Annotated in this window: 11 protein-coding genes; 2 read left to right on the forward strand and 9 right to left on the reverse strand. The window is 37.5% G+C overall.

Annotated elements, in window-relative coordinates; translation table 11 throughout:
* Positions 1-100: 100 nt before the first annotated feature.
* Positions 101-1,117, reverse strand: coding sequence for a LacI family DNA-binding transcriptional regulator (locus IGL86_RS08830; protein ID WP_010775993.1), 1,017 nt, complete (start codon positions 1,115-1,117; stop codon positions 101-103).
* Positions 1,118-1,302: 185 nt separating this feature from the next.
* The gene (gene lepA / locus IGL86_RS08835; protein WP_002362155.1) at positions 1,303-3,138 is read right to left on the reverse strand and encodes a translation elongation factor 4; all 1,836 of its coding nucleotides are present in this window, start codon (positions 3,136-3,138) and stop codon (positions 1,303-1,305) included.
* 246 nt (positions 3,139-3,384) lie between these two features.
* On the opposite strand from lepA, the gene IGL86_RS08840 reads away from it, so the two are divergent.
* A complete protein-coding gene (locus IGL86_RS08840) occupies positions 3,385-4,605 on the forward strand; it encodes a GNAT family N-acetyltransferase (protein WP_002366990.1) in 1,221 nt (406 codons plus the stop codon).
* 23 nt (positions 4,606-4,628) lie between these two features.
* Positions 4,629-5,108 carry a nucleoside 2-deoxyribosyltransferase gene (locus IGL86_RS08845; RefSeq protein ID WP_002362157.1) on the forward strand — a complete coding sequence of 160 codons (480 nt, stop codon included), beginning with the start codon at positions 4,629-4,631 and terminating at the stop codon, positions 5,106-5,108.
* Positions 5,109-5,142: 34 nt separating this feature from the next.
* Here IGL86_RS08845 and clpB read toward each other — a convergent pair whose 3' ends face one another.
* The 7 genes from clpB to IGL86_RS08880 form a co-directional block, all read right to left on the reverse strand.
* Positions 5,143-7,749: an ATP-dependent chaperone ClpB gene (clpB, locus tag IGL86_RS08850; RefSeq protein WP_002362158.1), complete on the reverse strand. Its 2,607-nt coding sequence runs from the start codon at positions 7,747-7,749 to the stop codon at positions 5,143-5,145.
* 272 nt (positions 7,750-8,021) lie between these two features.
* The gene (locus tag IGL86_RS08855) at positions 8,022-8,393 is read right to left on the reverse strand and encodes a DoxX family protein (protein WP_010713227.1); all 372 of its coding nucleotides are present in this window, start codon (positions 8,391-8,393) and stop codon (positions 8,022-8,024) included.
* Positions 8,394-8,580: 187 nt separating this feature from the next.
* Positions 8,581-13,230, reverse strand: a complete 4,650-nt coding sequence (locus IGL86_RS08860; protein ID WP_430605596.1) for a WxL domain-containing protein — start codon at positions 13,228-13,230, stop codon at positions 8,581-8,583.
* 33 nt (positions 13,231-13,263) lie between these two features.
* Positions 13,264-14,325, reverse strand: a complete 1,062-nt coding sequence (locus tag IGL86_RS08865; RefSeq protein ID WP_029677175.1) for a DUF916 and DUF3324 domain-containing protein — start codon at positions 14,323-14,325, stop codon at positions 13,264-13,266.
* Between the two features lie 386 nt (positions 14,326-14,711).
* Entirely contained in the window at positions 14,712-16,007 is a 1,296-nt protein-coding gene (gene purB, locus IGL86_RS08870; RefSeq protein WP_033625876.1) for an adenylosuccinate lyase, read from the reverse strand.
* Between the two features lie 42 nt (positions 16,008-16,049).
* Complete coding sequence (purK, locus tag IGL86_RS08875) at positions 16,050-17,165, reverse strand: 5-(carboxyamino)imidazole ribonucleotide synthase (RefSeq protein WP_010713224.1); 1,116 nt, start codon at positions 17,163-17,165, stop codon at positions 16,050-16,052.
* A gap of 327 nt (positions 17,166-17,492) precedes the next feature.
* Positions 17,493-18,812 carry a nucleobase:cation symporter-2 family protein gene (locus IGL86_RS08880; RefSeq protein WP_002382793.1) on the reverse strand — a complete coding sequence of 440 codons (1,320 nt, stop codon included), beginning with the start codon at positions 18,810-18,812 and terminating at the stop codon, positions 17,493-17,495.
* Position 18,813: the final 1 nt, after the last annotated feature.

Genomic DNA, 18,813 nt, shown 5'->3' on the forward strand with positions numbered 1-18,813 from the left:
AAATGCGTGCAACATTAAATTAGCACATTATTTTGCGTGCATTTTAAAAGAACGCAAAAAAAGAAGCATGAATTGCTTTACAGCAAGCTTCACACTTCTGTTAAAGATTATATTTTGTTTTAATAATGATATCTGTAAATAACATCTCTTCTGTCATAAATTTATTATTCTGTAGTTGATTCGCTAATAATAGTAAAGAACGATAGCCTTGCGTAAAACCATCTTGATCAATTAGAAAATCAACTTGATTTTTTTTCAGCATCTCGATATTTTTCTCAGTTAAATCATAGATAATCACATACGGTCTGTCTTTCCCTGCCCTTTTTTTCAACACACGAGCAATTCCTGCTTGACCTCCTGAAAACACAACGACACCTTTTAAATTAGTGTAGTTCTCTAATGTATCACTTAAAATCTTTTCGACTTCATCGCTCGAATCAAAACTGCTTTGAACACCTGTTAATTTCAATTGTGGAAATGACTGTTTCAATTCTTCAACAAAACCAGCAACTCGTAAACTATTCACACTATTTCCAAAATATCCAGTAATAGCTAGGACATCTCCCTCTCCTTTTGTCAACATTCCTAATAATCCAGCAGCTGTCTTCCCGCTTTTAAAGTTATCCATTCCGACAAAGCATTGACGTTTACTACCAACAATGTCCGAATTGAATGTGATGACCTTAATGCCTTGTTCCGTAAGCTGATTGATTTTTTCCCTAATCGCCACACTATCAACTGGCATGATGGCAATTCCTTTTACACCAAGTTCTAACAAGCGTTCAAGTGCCTGTAACTGCGCCGCTTCATCGACCCCGTCTATTTCCTCTAAAAAGCAATCGATATTTCTTTTTTTTAGATCACCTATAACTGCTTGTAAACCTGATCGAATTGGAATCATAAAAGAAGATTTTGCCAATTGTGTCACAACACCTAATTTGATTGGTTCTTCTTTGGCCATCTTTTTTTTCTTCGGAACATAGTTCATTTCTTTCGCTATTGTTTTAATTTTTTCAGCAACCTCAGGATTGATTCGGCCGCGATTATTCAATGCTCGATCCACAGTTCCCCTAGATACTCCTGCTTTTTCAGCAATTTCTTTTATTGTTCCAGCCATTTGTTCTCTCCTTATTTACTTGATTTGCAAAATTATTTTGATTATTTATAAGCTTTTGTATGTATATTCTATCACAATATAAAAAAGCACGCAATTTTGCGTGTTTTATTTTAAAATGTAGTTTACTTTAATTTATATTTTCAAAAAAAGCACCTCAGCTCAGACTGAGGTACTTTTTTGATAAGTTATTTTTTCTGATCATCTTCATCCATTTTCAGAACCGCCATAAAGGCTTCTTGAGGAACTTCCACGGATCCAATTTGTTTCATCCGTTTCTTCCCTTCTTTTTGTTTCTCTAACAATTTACGTTTACGAGAAACATCGCCACCATAGCATTTAGCCAGTACGTTTTTGCGTAAGGCTTTAATATCTGAACGAGCCACAATTTTTTGACCAATTGCCGCTTGAACTGGGACTTCAAACTGTTGACGTGGAATTAGTTTTTTCAGTTTCTCAACAATCGCTTTACCACGCTCAAATGCGAAATCTCGGTGAACAATAAAGCTTAACGCATCCACTTTTTCAGCATTTAATAGAATATCCATTTTCACTAGGCGGCTAGTACGATAGCCAGCCATTTCGTAATCTAAGGATGCATAGCCTTTTGTACTTGATTTCAATTTATCGAAAAAGTCAAACACGATTTCAGATAACGGAATTTCATAAACTACGTTTACACGATAATCGTCTAAGTAATCCATTGTAATGAATTCGCCACGTTTACGTTGTGATAATTCCATTACTGCTCCTACATAATCGTTTGGCACCATGATTTGCGCTTTAACATAAGGTTCTTCCACAGATTCAATCGTTACTGGTTCTGGAAATTCAGCTGGGTTGTCAACAACAACGGTTGTTCCGTCAGTTTTATTAACGTGATAGATTACAGACGGTGCTGTTGTAATTAACTCTAAATTAAATTCTCGTTCCAAACGTTCCTGAACAACATCCATGTGTAGCAAACCTAAGAAACCACAACGGAAACCAAACCCTAAGGCTTGCGATGTTTCCGGTTCAAATTGTAACGCCGCATCATTTAATTGTAATTTTTCTAATGCTTCCCGTAAATCATTGTAGCGCGACGTATCAATTGGATATAAACCACAATAAACCATTGGATTCATTTTGCGATAGCCTGGTAGTGCTTCTGCTGCTGGATTGTCGGCCAAAGTCACTGTATCCCCGACCCGTGTATCTTGAACCGTTTTAATGCTAGCGGTGATATAGCCCACATCACCAACCATTAAATAATCACGAGCAATTGGTTTCGGTGAAAAAACGCCGACTTCTGTTACATCAAACGTTTTACCGTTACTCATCATTTGGATTTTATCCCCAGGACGAACGACACCGTCAATTACACGGATGTTTAAAACGACCCCCCGATAACTATCGTAAATAGAGTCAAAAATCAAAGCCTTTAAAGGAGCCTCAATATCGCCTGATGGAGCTGGTACATACTCCACCACTTGTTCTAAAATATCTTCAATACCAATCCCTGCTTTGGCACTTGCTAAAACAGCTTCCGATGCATCAATTCCAATTACGTCTTCAATCTCTGTCCGAACACGCTCTGGATCAGCGGCGGGTAAATCAATTTTATTAATAACAGGTAAAATTTCTAAGTCATTATCCAATGCCAAATAGACATTTGCTAGCGTTTGCGCTTCAATTCCTTGCGCCGCATCAACAACTAGAACAGCCCCTTCACAAGCTGCCAAGCTACGAGAAACTTCATAGGTGAAATCGACGTGCCCTGGTGTGTCAATCAAATGGAAAGTATAGGTTTCACCATCTTTGGCTGTATAGTTTAATTCAATTGCGTTTAATTTGATGGTAATGCCGCGTTCTCTCTCTAAATCCATTGAATCAAGTAATTGATCTTGCATTTCTCGACTGCTAACTGTATTTGTTTTTTCCAAAATCCGGTCGGCTAAAGTTGACTTCCCATGGTCAATGTGGGCAATGATCGAGAAATTACGAATTTTCTCTTGTCTTGCTTTCATTTCTTTATTGTTCATTTTTTGCCTCATTTCTTTTAAGAAAAGCTAGCTCCCTGCTAGCTTCATCAATCAATTGTTATATTTTAGTTGCCTTTTTTATCAAATTATCATGTTTAAAGGTCTAGGATAATCAGCACTTTTCATTATACCAATTTTTGAAGAAGATTTAAAGCACTTCCCTTTTATTCTTTTGGTTTCGAAAGGCTAACAGAGTTTCGAAAAATTTGGTATACTAAAAACAGTAAATTTATTGGAGATGGAAAAATGGATGAACAAGAATTTCGAAAGCAACTGACCTTAAAGCCTGTTGAGGAAGGACACATTGATCAATTTAATGAACTTCTTTCCTATGTTTTTCAAGTAACTGAAGCAGATATTGAAGAAAGTGGTTTTGAAAACAAACGCGCATTTATCAAATCAAAACAACCGATTTTAGAACTTTCAAAAGTATTTGGCTGGTTTCACGAAAATCAATTAATTTCACAAATTGCTATCTATCCATGCGAAGTCAATATCCATGGTGCTTTGTATAAAATGGGCGGCGTTACTGGTGTCGGTACCTATCCTGAATATGCCAACCACGGTTTAATGAAAGACTTGATTCAAACGGCATTAGAAGAAATGCGCCAAGATAAACAGTGGATTTCTTATCTTTTCCCTTACAACATTCCTTATTACCGACGTAAAGGTTGGGAAATCATGTCCGACAAGTTATCTTTTAAAATTCGGGATACGCAATTACCAAAAACCGTTCCTGTTCCGGGAATGATTGAACGGTTAGCTGTCGATCACCCAGATGTCTTTGATGTCTATGCGCGATTCGCTCGTCAAAATCACGGCGCGCTCATTCGTAGTGCCTTCAACTGGGAAGAATATTGGCGTTTCGAAAACGAGGAAGAGCGGACTGCTGCTGTCTATTATGGTGCCAATCAAGAACCTTTAGGAGTACTTTTCTATTGGGTGGCCGATGAGGTATTTCATATTAAGGAAATGTTTTACTTGAACCAAGAAGCCCGAAATGGCTTGTGGAATTTTATTACTGCGCATTTTTCGATGGTTTATTGGGTCAAGGGCGATATCTATAAAAATGAACCACTAGCCTTTCTTTTAGAAGACAGCCAAATTAAAGAAAGCATTGAGCCCTATTATATGGCTCGAATTGTTGATGTCAAAGCCTTTTTAGAAAATTTTCCTTTTGAAAGTACGGCTAAGCCCTTCCATTTTGTCGTTAAAGATCCTGTGGCTGAGTGGAATAATGGTATTTTTGGCTTAATTTGGGATGAAAATGATCAAGTGACCATTACGGATGAACCTTTAGGCACCGCCGTTCACTTAGATATTCAAACACTAACTTGTTTAGTCATGAATTACCGACGCCCTTCGTACTTACATCGAATTGAGCGCATTGATACAGATAAAGAAACTTTAAATTCTTTGGAACGGATTTTTCCTGACCAAGAAGCTTATTTCAGTGATTATTTCTAAACCCTTGGATTGGAGACAGACAAATGACAAAAATTTATTTTGCAGGACCTTTATTTTCGCAAGCTGACTTACGTTATAATGCCTATTTAGTCGAACAAATTCGACAATTGGATAAAACAATCGATCTTTATTTACCACAAGAAAATGCGGCGATTAACGACAAATCTGCTTATGCCGATAGTAAAATGATTGCCTTAGCAGATACAGAAAACGTCCTTGCTAGCGACTTATTGGTTGCTTTATTAGACGGCCCAACCATTGATGCGGGCGTAGCTTCCGAAATTGGTGTTGCTTATGCCAAAGGAATCCCGGTAGTTGCCCTTTACACAGACAGCCGCCAACAAGGTGCTGATAATCACCAAAAGCTGGATGCTTTGAACGAAGTCGCTGAAAATCAATTCCATTATTTAAACCTTTACACAGTTGGTTTGATTAAATTGAATGGTCGGGTTGTTTCTTCAGAAGAGGATTTGTTGGAAGAAATTAAGCAACGATTGTCATAATAAAAAAGAACGAGCGAATTCGCTCGTTCTTTTTTTATACTTCTTCTATTGGTTCATTTTCAAAAACTAATTGATTGTCTAATAGACTAATCGTGACTTTTGTTTTTGGCATTACTCGTCCAGAAACAATTTCTTTTGCTAATGGTGTTTCGACTTCGCGAGTAATGAAACGTTTTAACGGACGAGCTCCATAAGCTGGCTCATACCCATTTTCAGCAATCCATGTTTTAGCTTCATCAGTGATTTCCAACACAATTTCTTGTTGCTCTAAACGATGAGCAAGTTGTGCGGTCATTTTACCAATGATTCCTTTCACATTATCCAAGCTCAATGGTGTGAATAAAATGGTATCATCAATTCTGTTTAAGAACTCTGGTTTAAAGTGTCCTTTTAGAATATTCATGACTTGATTTTCAACTTCTTCTGGAATTGTTCCTTCAGGTGTCACACCTTCCAATAAAAGCTGAGAGCCGATGTTACTTGTCATAATTAAAACCGTATTTTTAAAATCAACGACCCGACCTTTAGAATCTGTCAAACGACCATCATCTAAAACTTGTAATAAGATATTAAAGACATCTGGGTGCGCTTTTTCAATTTCGTCTAATAAGACAATTGTATAAGGGTTTCGACGAACAGCTTCTGTTAACTGGCCACCTTCTTCATAACCAATATAGCCTGGAGGGGCACCAACCAAACGAGACACGGCATGTTTTTCCATGTATTCACTCATGTCAATCCGTACCATATGATCTTCAGAATCAAACAAATCTTCAGCTAAAGCTTTAGCAAGTTCTGTTTTACCAACACCAGTTGGTCCTAGGAAAAGGAACGAACCGAGTGGGCGATTTGGATCTTGTAAGCCTGCTCTTGAACGAATCACCGCATCACTAACAGCATCGACGGCTTCATCTTGACCAATCACACGTTTGTGTAATGTTTCATTCAGTTTCATTAATTTTTCTCGTTCGCCTTCAACTAATTTTGTCACAGGAATGCCGGTTAAACGACCGACCACTTGCGCAATTTCGTTTTCAGTAACCGATTCTTGTACCATTTTGACGTTATCTTTAGCGTTCTTTTCTTCCAATTCTTTCAATTCATGTTCTAATTGTGGAATTGTTCCATGACGCAAAACAGCCGCTCGTTCTAAATCATAATTATTTTCAGCATCTTCTAATTCGTGTTTTGCTTTATCAATCTCTGCACGTTTGTTGGAAACCGCATTAACTTCTTCTTTTTCCGTTTCCCATTGCATTTTCATTGAGTTGGCTTCTTCACGCAAATCTGCTAATTCTTCTTGCAAGTTGGCTAACCGTTTTTTACTTGCATCATCTGATTCTTTTTTCAAGGCCGCTTCTTCAATTTCTAGTTGCATTAACCGACGTGTTACTTGATCGAGCTCTGTAGGCATCGAATTCATTTCCACTCGAATCGTTGCGCTTGCTTCATCGACTAAGTCAATCGCTTTATCTGGTAAGAAACGATCAGTAATATAGCGATCGGATAAAGTAGCGGCAGCAACTAAAGCATTGTCATGAATATTCACGCCGTGGTGAATTTCAAATCGTTCTTTTAAGCCACGCAAAATAGAAATGGTATCTTCTACTGTTGGTTCTTTGACTAATACTTTTTGGAAACGACGTTCTAAGGCTTTATCTTTTTCCATATATTGGCGATATTCATCAAGCGTTGTGGCACCGATTAAATGCAATTCACCACGTGCTAGCATCGGTTTTAATAAATTCCCGGCGTCCATACTGCCTTCAGTTTTACCAGCTCCGACGATATTATGAATTTCATCAATGAATAAAATGATTTTGCCATCACTTTTTTTCACTTCTTTTAAAACAGCTTTTAACCGTTCTTCAAATTCGCCACGGAATTTTGCTCCCGCAATTAAGGCGCCCATATCTAAAGAAAAAATAGTTTTATCTTTTAAGTTTTCGGGAACATCTTTACGAACGATTCGTTGTGCTAATCCTTCAACAATCGCTGTTTTACCAACACCTGGTTCACCAATTAAGACTGGATTATTTTTAGTTTTTCTTGATAAAATCCGAATAACGTCACGAATTTCTTCGTCACGACCAATGATTGGATCTTGTTTTCCTGCTTTTACTTGTTGTACTAAGTCAACACCGTATTTTTCTAGTGCTTTATATTGTTCTTCCTGGTTTTGAGAAGTCACACGATCTCCTCCTCTCATCTCTTCAATATTTTTTCTTAACTCTTTTTCTGTAATGCCTTGTTGCATTAAATATTTTGTTAAACGATAATTTTTCAATTTCATTAAAGCTAAAAGTACAATTTCGGTTGATAAAAATTCATCTTGGAATTCTTCTCGAAGTGAATCAGCTTCTTGCAATAAATGGAACAAATTTTGACTTAAATTTTGACCATATTGCACATTACCGCCTGCCACACTTGGATATTCATCTAACGCGTTATCTACTTCTCGTTCAAATGCATCAACATCTAAACCAGCATCTGTGTAAAAATTACGCCCAAAATGGTTTGGTTGAAGAAAAATTTTCCATAAATGTGCAATATCAATTTCTTGATGTTGCCGTGTCACCGCAACTTTTTGAGCTTCAGCAATCGCCTCTTGTAGCGTTGTTGTCATTTTTTCAATATTCATAAACGATCCCTCCCGTTTATTGTTTTGTCTTTTTTTATTTTAACATTCTTTACAATTATTATTATCCGACTTTTGATGGATTTCTTCAAAAGTTAAGGTATTCGTAAACCTTATAAATTTATTATACCCTATTGGTCAGTAAAGGTCAATAAATAAATTGACCTTTTTTGACCTTTTTGATAAAAAAAAACCTAAAACAGTTAAATATCACTGTTTTAGGGCTTTTTTCGCAATAACAACTAGTTTGACCAACTCTTTATTACATTGATTTATTAAAAATAAAGTTTTAACGTAAGATACTTTTTATCGGCATGGCTAACCAAAATAGCCAAACTGGTTATTGCTAAAAATAATTCGTACTCATAACCACTAAAACCACTTGCCAAACCAAAAGAAAAAATAGCTCCGACTAAAACTGCTATGAATCCTACTGATACCAATGGAATTAAAAAGCCAATAATCATAAATAATCCACCAATTAATTCAATTGCCGCTACACCATACACGAAAAGGCTTGGCAAACCAATACTAGCAAAAAACGCTAAAGTATCTTCCAATGACGTTACTTTCATCACTCCATGAATTAACATCGTCGCCCCTAGCCAAATTCTAATCACTTGAATGCCTCGCTGTTGTTTATCCATACTTCTCCTCCTTTGTTTGCATTAAATAGTTAATGTAACTATTTAAGTTACATTATAAAGGATAAATCGAAAAAAGTATAGAAAAAAACAAACGTATTTAACAATACGTTTGTTTTTTAATATTACTATAAAACTTATATTTTTTCTTAATACAATTAACTTTCCTTTCAAGTGAAACATACTAAGATTAGACTACATCGTCCAATGACCAGGTTACTGTCGATTGATATACTTTTGATATTTCTCCTACATTTGCAGGCACAGTTAATTTTATCTCTTCAAAAGGAAAATATAGTTGCCAAGTTCCACTTCCTTGTGCTCCAGTTGCTGTGATTATTGATTGGGCTGTTGCACCCGATCGAAAAGCTTGAGAACCTAACATCGGTCCATTGGTAAAACCAGTCGTTACTGATTCCTCGGCTGTATTAGCATATTGAACTTTTTGAAGTTGAGTGTCCGCAAAGTTCAAGGTAATTCCTTCTCCTTGTGGTAAAGATTTACCAGTTTTATCTTTAAATTCAGATAAACTAACGTTTAATTTCCAACCTGTGCTAGTTGGTCGATTATCTTCTAGACGTAACATAAAACCAGCTTGTTGTAATTCGGGACTTCCTACATAGCTAGCTGAATTTAGTCCATAACTTTTTGCCGTTGGCGAAATCGTTTGTTTGCCAAAATCAAACGTACTTGGTGTCCCCATCAATACAGGTCGTTGCCCACTCCATTTCGCATATAAAGTTACAGTCCCATTATTAGTAGCAGTTAATGTCGAAATTATTTGTTTATCCGTATAGACAACTGCACTTGTCCGTGTCCTTGACCAACCAAGGAACGTATTACTCTCTTTCGTAAAGGTGTTGGCTGGTAATGGCTTGCCTGTTCCATAAATAAAACTAGCGTTAGGCATAGTACCAGTTCCCCCATTCGCATCAAACTTTACGGTATAAGCGTTCCCCTTCCAAACAGCATAATAGGTCTTAGCTGAGGCATAATTAACGAGAGGGTTTGTTGTAATATCTGGTGTTGTGGCACTGGCTGTTGTAGCCCAACCTTGAAAAATATAGCCTGTTCTTGTTGGCTTCACAACCGTGCTTAAATTAACTACTGTCCCAAAAGTATAGGCTTTAGCAGCCGTACCACCCGAGCCCCCATTGGCACTAAAAGTCACATTCACTGAGATTGGTTTCCAAATAGCTTTCAGAGTTATTTTTGTGGTAGTTGACGTAGACGTAAAGCTAATCGTTGCTCCAGGTTGATATTTTTTGGTTGGTGTTTCAACATCTTGCCATTCTACAAAAGTATAACCACTAAGCGTTGGTTTGGCTGTTGGAATGACAATTTTGCCGGCATCATTCACATCTAACTGGATTGTTTGCGGAGAAGGTAAATCTTTCACTCCACTTCCAGGAACTGTAATACTCGGTAAATTTTGTTCATAGGCTACTTGAGCAAACTCTGTGCTAAAGGTAATTTCATCACTAACTGCTGTTAAAGTGGCTCCTGCCTTAGCTTCTTTAGCAGAATATTGAAATTGGTTAATTGCTTTTTGATTCTCTGCATCTGGCACTAAAAAACTCATAATCGCATCTAATGTCTCACTTGGTTTGATTGTCGTTGCGCCAAAATCGACATAGATTGCTGTGATTAAAGCTGAATTAGCGGGTTTAGTTGTAGTGAACCCTAAACTGGTTAGTTTAGTGGCATTCCACGCTTGCAAATCATTGTTAGCATAACTAGGCAATTGTGAGACAGGCTTAGTTGTATAGTAAGTTTTGGCTGTCCCATTATTACTGGTCAAGTTTGTAAACCCGATGCTGCCTGTTGAACCACGACCATCACTAGAAGAAGGTAAAATATTATACAAGCGAACGTTATTGAAGTTTGTATTTCCAGAATTTTTAATGACCGTTTGCATTTGCGGGGTGCCTTTGCGATCTACCGCAAAGATATTCGTATTTGACCAAGCTTGCGTCGCGGAGCCACGAGCATTAGTAGCGCTGTCTAACTTAGAAGAATCCACAACAGAAAAGCCGACATTAAAAGGAGATGAGTTGATCTCGTAGCTATTTTCTTTCGTGTTGTCTACACCGATTTTTTTAGCCTCTGCAGCGGATAATTGAGTAAGTACACCATGAAAGAAATCAGTTGGCTTAGGGCTACTATAGGCGATATAAGGAATTTGATAGCTTCCAGAAGCAGCTGAACTATCCACTACAAATTCTAAAGGAATCCGAAAAAAACTAGCCTCTCCCGTTATTTTAGATTTATAAGCCGTGCTGGACGTCTTAAAACGATAATAATTGTAAGTTGTATCATTTGTAGCTAAGGTTTCAACGGTCACCGAAGCTGGATAGGTCACTTGATTACTCTCATCAATAAAATCTTTTTTCGTAGTCGCTTTTAAACGTAACTGTTTGGGAACTTTAATTGTAATAATGGGATTCTCCCAATCCCCAGAAGAAGTATCTGTATAGTAGCCACTATTTCTCCCGCTTATTTCATAGTTAATCGTGTCCCCAGGCAGTTTATTTTCACTATTAACACTGGTAAGTCTAGCAGAAACACGTAAGGCCACGCCTTTATTATAATATACTACATTATTGTTTAATTTAAGCTCTGTAGGAGTCCCCGTTGCATCTTGGTACTGCATTGTGGCTCCAAAGGTGATTGGATTAGTCATCTTAGAAAGTACTGTCCCATCTGGCCACCGCCCATTTGGCCAACTTTTAATGCCATATCGAAAAATCATTCCGTTCCCTGGAGGTAACGAATTGGCGGTTGTACCATCGGTTCCCATAGGAATAATATCAATGGTTGAAATATACTCATTGGTTGCTAAAATTGGCAAAGCAGGGCTAAAATAGCCAGTAGTAGCGGGCGTACTGCTCCAACTAGAACGACTCGTTCCAGTTACGGCATTTTTAATATGATACAAAGGCCGATAATAGGCGGGGGTACTCACTCCATCAGTAACACCATAAATATAGAGATTATCAAAATTTCCCTTAGCTGAGCCTGCAGTTAATTCTTGTAATTTGTATGTCACTCCTTGAATTGGTTTAGCGCCAGTATTCTTAATAGTAGCAGAGCGGCTAAATGAACCATAGCCAAAAGTGTAAAAAGTTCCAGCTGTCGCTAAATTGTCTAAGTTATTAACTGTGTTAGTAGAACCTGTGACAGTCGAATGATAGCCTGTTCCTGACAATTGAAAATCTGGCCGAGAACGTTTTACATAACGTTTCGTAGTGGTAAGCGTATTTATTTTCCCATTTAGGAATTTTACCTTCATTCCAAAATTGACAGAAAAAGTACTCCCTTCTGCATACGTTTTATTCAAAGTAACCCTTGTGTTAGTATAGGCTAAATCAATTCGAGTTGCTGGGTTTTCTAAAATATTTGGTGAGAGAGTTACTAATTTCTGATAGTACCGAGTAAAACCCGCTGGCACACTAGGGTCTTGTGCATTTGTGACCCCAGTTTTTAATAACGCATTAGCTAAAGTTCCCGTTAATGTAGCTCCTGTGGGAATTTCAACATACACTTGATGCTCATAACTAGTGTCTAAATTCGCTCTAGCTAAATAATTAAACCGATAAGAGTTTGTCACAACAATATCACCATCAAAATAATTGTCATCACTAGGAACTGCGTAACCAGAAAGCACATATGAAGCACTAGAAACAGCCACATCAGTTTTTAACACTTTATTTGCCGCTGAACTTGCTATTTGTGTCCCCGTATTATCAAACACCTTCGCTTGGAGATTATTCCACACAATTTGTTCAGGTGGGATTTTGGCATCATAGACATTATTAAATTTAAAACGTAAATTAATCGTCTCTAAAGTTGTCTTGGTTTCTTTCAAGCGAATAATTAATTTTTTATTGGCCGTATCGTTTACATACGAAGCCACAATGGAGTTAGCACTAGGTGTACTAGGTGTCACCAACGAAAATATCGGTGCTGTACTATCAAAGTCTTTAAAAATCGGGTCACTTTTACTTGGATAAAAGCCATAAGGAAGCTCAATCGAAGTACCAGTGAGGCCCGCTTGGCTGATGGAAACTGGTAAAGAAACAGTTAAGTAATCTGGTGCTGTTCCTGTCGCAGGGTCAGTATATGTACGATAAGTGGCTGGTGCAGTCAAACCGACCGTAATCCCATTCGCTTTAGCGGCAATGTTTTTAGACTTAACGACAGGGTTGCTTTTTTCATTTTCCTTTGTTTGCTTCTGCTCACCACTCTTCTGGGTCTCTTGTGGCACTACTACTTGCTCTTTCACAATCGTCACGTCTAAATTATTAGCCAACGTTTCTTGGTTTTTATCTTTGACTGACAAGGTAAAGGTTCCTGCTTTTGTTGTCGTTAACAGCAAGTAACTCTCCCCCAACTGGGCTAAGTCTCTTAAAACCAAGCTATGTTGTTCTTGATTATAAGAACTATACTCCTGCAATTGTTGGTTCTTTTGGGGATTATATTGAATTTCCTGAGGCAATTGGATTTCCGCCCAAGTTACATTACTAGTTATTTTTAGATAAAAATCCGCTCCGGCAGTTACTTGACGTTCTGATTCTTGTTGTGACCAAGTAAAGGAAACAGTTTCTACTTCTTTCGTTGCTTCAGTTGCTTGAGTTTTTTCAATTGAAGAATCGGTTGTTTCAGTTGTTTCTATCGTTTGCTTGGACGGTTCTGATAGCTTAGGTAATGAATCTTCAATAATTTGTTGCATTTCACTCGTTACTGTTGTTGACTCAGTCCTCTCAGCTAAGCCATTAATTGGTAAAATCATCGTGCCTAATAATATGACACAGATTAGATTAGTCATTTTCTTGTTCATAACCAACACCTGCTTTTCCTTTTTATTTCTTTACTATTTAGTTCTACTCTTTTTAAGGTAAAAATAAATGCTAACTACAACGAGGACCATTGCACTACTCCCCACTAACAAAAACGGTTGCCTTTTTGCTGAAGGTGTATTCGTCGACCATTGTTTTATTTGCGTTTGTGTAATTGTAAAATCTTTTCGCCACTGCCATTCGCGATTACCAGCGCTTACTTGGCTGTGAACAGTATAAGTTCCCGCTGGCAGGACAACGTCATTCAATGGCAGATCCATAGCTAATAGCGAATTAGGTGCCACTGTCACATCTGCTTGTACTTTTTTTAGTAACTCTTTTGTCTGACCTTTTTTGGTTAACCAATTGGTAATTGTTGCTTCTTTCATAACTTTTGGTTGCCGATTTTGGTATGTTACTTGAACCACAGGTTGGCCAGCACTGATCGTTGTACCAACTTTTTTTAGTTGCAATTCTGCTCCTTCATCAAATGGTTGTTTATCTTCTGTCAACATGACGGAAATAGTATACGCATAGGTTGATGTAAACTGATTACTTGTTAATGATTCATCCTCTAATTGTTTAATAAACCGTAATGCGCCTAATTTAACTCCAGAAAATGGCTCTTTGGGTATTTTGATTTCATAATTCACTATTTTTTCTTCAAAGTTTTTTACAGTGACCGTAGCTTCCTTATTTTGCAAATGAACAATTTGTGTGATGGAATTTGTCAAACTAGAATCTAGTTTGGGGCTCGTCTGCGTATAGTCAATCTGTCCTTCCGTTCCGTTCACTGCATCATGAATACTTAAAGCGACAGTTACGGGCTCTTTTTGCAAACTTCTGATTTTCACTTGAATAATCTGCTGATTACTTGGCTGAACACCTAAATAAAAATAAGTTTGGTTCTTATCTAGCTGATTATCTGGTATCACACTTTCAACTGTGAAACCCGCCAGTGGCTGTGGCTCTGGTTGTTGGGATAAAGCAACTTCGAAGCGTAAAAAGATTAGATAACAGCTAACTATAAAACAGAGATAACAGAATATTTTTATTCCATTCCCCGTCGTTTTATTTGGGACTTGTGACAATTTCATTACAATCAACTTTCCCTCCATTCTTTTAATAATTATCGTTAATAGACTCATTATAGCTAAAGATACACAAAAAAAAATTTTGAATTTTTAAACCCATAATTAAAAAATGATATATGCTTATCCTATAAGGGTTTGATAGCGCTTTACACCTATGAAAACACCTAAATTCCATCTTTTTTTGAAAATATCTCCTTTATAATCTAAAGAAAAACCAAACAAATAGCGAGCAAACGTCAAAAGGTAAATAAATGAATTATACCTTTTGACGTTTGCTCGCTAAAAATTAATACTTTTTCTTCTCATTTCTACTAAATAACTTTTCAACTTTTTTTCTGAAAACAAAAAAAGCGCTCAGGAAGAAACTGTTTTTTCCTGAACGCTCTTTTTTATCCTAAACCAACACGTTCAAAAATCGTGTCAACATTTTTTAAATGATAATGATAATCAAAGGCATCATCTAGCTCTTCTTTTGATAAGACAGAAGTAATTTTTTCATCCGCATCTAGCAACGGACGGAACGCCGTTTGATGATCCCATGCGTAAGCTGTTTTTGGTTGGACCAGATCATACGCTTCTTCACGTGTCATGCCATGGTCAATCAATTTTAACAAGACACGTTGGCTATAAATTAGTCCATAGGTCGCATCCATGTTACGCTTCATATTTTCTGGGAAGACCGTTAAGTTTTTGACAATATTACCAAAACGATTCAACATGTAATTTAGTAAAATCGTCGTATCGGGAATAATAATCCGTTCAGCAGACGAGTGAGAAATATCTCGTTCATGCCATAAACTCACATTTTCAAAGGCAGTAATGACATGACCACGAATCACACGTGCCAAACCAGTCATATTTTCAGAACCAATTGGATTCCGTTTATGCGGCATTGCCGAAGATCCTTTTTGTCCTTTTGCAAAAAATTCTTCTACTTCACGTGTTTCTGATTTTTGTAGACCACGAATTTCTGTTGCAAATTTTTCAATACTTGTCGCAATTAATGCCATGGCAGAAACATATTCTGCATGTAAATCACGTGGTAAAACTTGTGTCGAAATCTCTTGAGCACGGATCCCCAAATGTTCGCAAACATATTCTTCAACAAATGGTGAAATATTGGCAAAGGTACCTACGGCTCCACTGATTTTACCTGCTTCGACACCTTTGGCTGCATGTTCAAAACGTTCAATATTGCGTTTCATTTCAGAGTACCACAACGCTAATTTCAAACCAAATGTAGTCGGTTCTGCATGAACACCATGCGTTCTTCCCATCATGACCGTATGTTTATACTCTTTAGCTTTGGCTCCGATAATCTCCGTAAATGTTTGTAAATCTTTCCGTAAAATATCATTCGCCTGTTTCAATAGATAACCATAGGCAGTATCCACAACATCTGTGCTGGTTAAGCCATAGTGCACCCATTTTCGCTCTTCACCAAGCGTTTCTGAAACGGCACGAGTAAAAGCGACAACATCATGACGGGTTTCTGCTTCAATTTCTAAAATACGTGCAACATCAAATGATGCATTTTCTCGGATTTTTTGTACATCTTCTTTAGGAATCTCGCCAAGTTCTGCCCAAGCTTCATCCGCCAAAATTTCAACTTCTAGCCATGCCTTGTAACGGTTTTCATCTGTCCAAATTGCGCCCATTTCGGGTCTTGTATAACGATCAATCATTGTGCCTTATCCCCTCTTTACTCCTCAATTTTTGAAAAATAATTACGACCAAATCTTTGTTTCTTTAATTTCTTCCAGTGTTTCATCGATTTCTTTGGTTAATATAGTAATATGCCCCATCGCTCGTTGCGCTTTTGCTTCACTGTGGCCATAATAGTGGAAATGCCAATCTGGATGTTCATTAATAATGTCCATCGTTTCATAGGCTTCATTCCCAAGTACATTGACCGTGATCGCTTCAGACAACAGTTGAATCGTTGGCATTGGCCAATTACATAAACCACGAATATGCGTATCATATTGGCTAAAAGAACAAGCATCTATTGAAAAATTCCCAGCATCTTCTGGACGAGGTAAAATTTTATTTACATAAATCCCGCCTGTTTCTGTATAAAACATTTCAATTGAAAGGGTGCCGACTAAACCAACTGCTTTAGCAATCACCTTAGCAATTCGTTGCAACTCACCACTGACTTCGTCATCAATTCGGGCTGGTGCAATCGTTTCATGTAGCTTACGCTCTTTTTTAATTGTTTCCACAACTGGAAATGTCGCAAATTCGCCACGACCATTACCAGAAATCAGAACAGATAATTCTTTTTCGTAAGGAATCCAAGCTTCCAAGACACAGGTTCCTTCTCTCAGAAGATTCATGGATGGCGCTAAGTCTGAAGTACTATGTAGTACATAACGACCTTCCCCTCGCGTATTCTTCAAGATACACGGATAACCAATGCCATCAATTGCTTCTTGAATATCAGTCGGACTAACAATCGTTGCATAAGGTGCAATCACAATATTATTATCTTCCAAGAAACTTTTTTCCATTAAGCGATCTTGCGTAATCGCTAAAATGTCTGTTCCTTGTGGTATATTCGCTAAATGTTGAATCGCTGTTAACGCATCAACATCTGCATGTTCAAATTCATACGTAATCACTTGGGCACGTTTTGCCAATTTCTCTAACGCTTCAGGATCATTATATGCTCCTAATAATTGCCAATCGGCAACTTGTGCAGCAGGACAATCAATTTGTGGATCTAGCACACCCACTCGAAACCCCATTTCTCTTGCACTAAGGGCCATCATTTTTGCTAAATGTCCGCCACCAATGATACCAATCACTTGACCAGGTAATAGTGGTTTATCCAAGTTCATCACAACTTTCCATCACAGTTTTATCCTTAAAATCCTTCTGCGGTTTCTCGTCGCAGTCTAGCCTTTAAGAGTGCTCTTTTTACATGATACAAGGAAAAAGGCTCAACTTCAAGTGCCAGCAGTGTTTCCCTTAGGTTTTCTCATCAGAATTTATTAACATACTTTAGGATAAAACAGCGGTAACTTACTACTCGTCTCTTTGTAACCAAGCTTTTTTCTCTTTTTCTCTTCAGATTGATGAAAACATTAAATTTTTCTAAACGATGATGAGGTCAAAAAAGTATGAAAGAAAAGCCACCTGACCTTATCTATCATACTTTTTTGAAACTATTCGTTACTTTCTGAGGTTTCTTTTAAACCATTGAATAAAAGATTTAAAATAATTGCGGTAATGCTGCTCATGACAATTCCATTACCAGTAAACATGCTAACAGTTTCTGGTACTTTATTAAAGAGCGTCGGCATAATATTAAAGCCTAAACCAAAGCCAATTGAGATGGCAATAATTAATAAATTTTTGTCATTTGAGTAGTCAACTTTTGACAACATGCGCATTCCTTGGACAGCCACCATTCCAAACATAACCAGCATTCCGCCGCCTAAAACTGGCTCTGGGATAATTTGGGCCATCGCACCAATTTTTGGTAATAAGCCTAAAATAATTAAGAAAAAAGCAGAAAAATAAATTGGTCGACGTGTTTTGATCCCAGATAATTGAACTAACCCGACATTTTGAGAGAAACCTGTATAAGGAAACGTATTAAAAATCCCCCCTAAAATGACGGCTAAACCTTCTGCATGATACCCACGACGTAAATCATCTTCGCCAATTTTCTTCCCTGTAATATCTCCTAAGGCAAAATAAACACCTGTTGATTCAACCATACTAACAATTGAAATAATAATCATCAACACAATAGAAGAAAGATCAAACGTTGGTTTGCCAAAATAAAATGGCTGTGGAAAATGAAACCACGTAGCTTGACCAACAGGAGATAAATCCACTAATCCCAGAAACGCAGCTAAAATTGTGCCGCCGACTAGGCCGATTAACACGGCAATTGACTTGATAAAGCCACGTCCCCAAACTTGCACAACAATGATTAAGGCAATTGTTACAAATGCGAGGAGCAAGTTTTTAGGATCACCAAAACTTTTGTCCGTTGCTAAGCCGCCACCCATTTTTTCAACAGCAACAGGAATTAAGGTCAAACCAATAACTGTAATGACTGTGCCGGTGACTAAAGGCGGAAATAGACGTTTAATTTTTGAGAAAAATCCTGCAATAAGAACGACAAAAATGCCCGAAGCAATAATTGAACCGTAAATTGCCCCAACCCCTTTGTTCGTACCAATCATGATTAAAGGCGCAACTGCTTGAATGGCACAACCTAAAACGACTGGCAAACCAATCCCAAAAAACTTATTCACCGTTAATTGTAAAAGTGTCGCAACGCCGCACATAAAAATATCGATTGAAATCAAATACGTCATTTGTTGCGAATCAAAATTCAAGCCGGTTCCGATTAATAAAGGTACGGCAACTGCTCCAGCATACATCGCTAATAAATGTTGCAATCCTAAAACGGCGGCTTTCCCATTTGGTGTTTCCGTCTGTTGTGGTGTATTCAATTGTTTTGTTTCCAAG

The sequence above is a fragment of the Enterococcus sp. DIV0774 genome (assembly GCF_050539095.1).
GTDB classification, from domain to species: Bacteria; Bacillota; Bacilli; order Lactobacillales; family Enterococcaceae; genus Enterococcus; species Enterococcus faecalis.